Annotated in this window: 1 protein-coding gene; it reads left to right on the top strand. The window is 68.1% G+C overall.

What is annotated here, in order from left to right; all coding sequences use genetic code 11:
* On the top strand, positions 1-238 hold a 238-nt coding region (locus tag ACZ3GY_RS24770), incomplete at both ends, for a hypothetical protein (RefSeq protein WP_465912473.1).

The following is a 238-nucleotide window of genomic DNA, read 5'->3' as shown; positions in this document are numbered from 1 at the left end:
ACCCGCGCGATCAGCCTCGTGGTCACCCTCTCGGGGATCTTCCTGGCCGGCTCGCTGATCGGGCTCATCGCCAACGCCGTGGACCAGAAGATCGAGAGCCTGCGCAAGGGACGCAGCCAGGTGCTCGAGACCGAACACACCCTGGTGCTCGGGTGGTCGCCACGGCTGCCCGCGATCCTGGCCGACATCGTGATCGCCAACGAGAACCACCGCGGTCGTTCGCTGGTCGTCCTGGCCG

It is taken from the genome of Pseudomonas sp. PME37.24/006, from assembly GCF_055556635.1.
This window is presented reverse-complemented; position numbering and strand designations above follow the sequence as displayed.